This window comes from Dubosiella newyorkensis, from assembly GCF_001945605.1.
GTDB classification, from domain to species: Bacteria; Bacillota_I; Bacilli_A; order Erysipelotrichales; family Erysipelotrichaceae; genus Dubosiella; species Dubosiella newyorkensis.
The window spans coordinates 1-1,802 of sequence record NZ_MPKA01000028.1 but is presented as its reverse complement, the minus strand read 5'-3'; the positions used below and the strand labels follow the sequence as shown (position 1 = coordinate 1,802).

The window sequence follows — 1,802 nt, the reverse complement described above, 5'->3', positions numbered from 1 at the left end:
TTATATAAATAGTCGGGTGGGTGATGACTCGAAATATGGAAGCCGCAAAAGTTCTGGAGTGTATAGAAATAGCCAAAAGAAGACGAGGAATCAAAAAGCCATTGGTGATCCACAGCGATCAAGGAGTCCAGTACACAAGCGAAGAATACAAAAACAAGACAGAAGGAATGGAAAGATCGTATTCGAGAAAAGGCAATCCATGGGACAACGCCTGCATCGAAAGCTTTCATTCACTGATCAAGAGAGAATGGATCAACTTCTACCATTTCGAAACGATGAAAGAAGCGAAGAAAGCCGTATTCGAATATATAGAAGGATTCTACAATACGATCCGGATCCATTCCCATTGCGGATACGAATCCCCGATGGAATACGAGAAAAACTACAAGATATTGAAAAAGATGCGTTTAGAAAAAAATTGAGAAGCGTCATTGACGATGGGGATCCCTAAGATAAGCTTGGGGCTTTTCAAGCCGCAGCAAGAGCTGGGAGTTTGAAAAGCAACAAGAAATGGGTTCTTAGGGATAGGGACCCGTAGTCAATGGAAAGCGGAACAAATTTTTTCGGATTTGTCAAAAAACAGAAATTTAGGTTGTCCTCAAACTTGACATAGTACCAATCGATTGAGCCGGGTTGGGTTCGATCTGTTCAAATATCTGTTCGCCAAATACCATGTCGATATCGTCGTCATGTCTGAACTGAAAGATAAGAAGACTGATCAGCAGGAAATATTCGAAGAGATCATCAGCCTGCTCCACGCTTTTTCGATGAGAATGGATTCTGGAAGAAGGAAAAAGATCAAAGAGGCTTTGGCTGACGGAATAGAAGAAGAAGGTGAATGCGATGGCAAAAAGACAGAAGTCCAACAGGAATCGTGAAGAAAGCTATGCCCAACGTCGCCAAAAACTGACGGAAATCCAGTACGAACATCTTGTTGAGCGGCATGTCATCCGGCCTTCCCACAGCCATTACAGAGTGCTGGACGAGTACGCCCATAAAGCGAACAACGTCTACAACCAGGGTTTATACAGGGTGCGTCAAGCCCTGTTTAAAGGCAAATGGATGAGCTATTCTCAGCTGGATAAGAGTCTTAAAAAATCGAGAGACCAGAAAGACTGCATGATCTACTCGTCCATGAACAGCGTCCATCTTGTCCAGCAGATCCTTCGTCTTGTCGCTCAGAACATGACCTCCTGGAAAAAGGCAAGAGACGCTTATCGGAAAGCCCCTCACAAATTCACTGGACGGCCGAAACTGCCCGGATATCACAAGAAAGGCGGAAGGTCCACGATTTTCATCGACAATCAGACGGCAAAACTGCGTAAGGGCGGATATGTCGAGATTCCTGTACTGGACAACTTTCGCATTGAACTCCAGCATAAGGAAACAACCGCCATCCAGCAGGTGAGGATCATCCCCCAGCATGGCCGATTCATTGTTGAAGTGGTCTACAGGACAAATAAAGAAATCACCTACAAACCGGATAACGGCCGGTACCTGAGCATCGATCCGGGTCTGGACAATGCCTTTGCCCTGGCTTCCAATGTCGACGGCTTTCAGCCCGTTCTGATCAACGGCCGCCCCATCAAGGCACTCAATCAGTATTACAACAAGGAGCGTGCCAGACTGTATCAGGCCCATGATTTCTCGAATCAGCCCCGATCAAGCAGACGTCTTGAGAGGCTTGAGTTCTTCCGGGACCAGAAGATCGATCGCTTTGCCCATGAAGCAAGCAGACGCATCGTTGATATAGCGTTAAGCCATGATATCGCGACGATCGTTATCGGGAAGAACAAAGGCCA

Annotated in this window: 2 protein-coding genes and 1 pseudogene; all 3 read left to right on the top strand. The window is 46.2% G+C overall.

Annotation, left to right across the window (positions count from 1 at the left end):
* Window positions 1-20: 20 nt before the first annotated feature.
* Complete coding sequence (locus BO225_RS00910) at window positions 21-422, top strand: integrase core domain-containing protein (protein WP_076340292.1); 402 nt, start codon at window positions 21-23, stop codon at window positions 420-422.
* A gap of 195 nt (window positions 423-617) precedes the next feature.
* Window positions 618-878: pseudogene (locus BO225_RS00905) on the top strand (recombinase family protein); the annotation flags it as partial.
* Window positions 844-1,802: RNA-guided endonuclease InsQ/TnpB family protein (locus tag BO225_RS00900; protein ID WP_076340414.1), on the top strand; the 959-nt coding region annotated here is incomplete at its 3' end. The pseudogene BO225_RS00905 and the gene BO225_RS00900, both read left to right, overlap by 35 nt.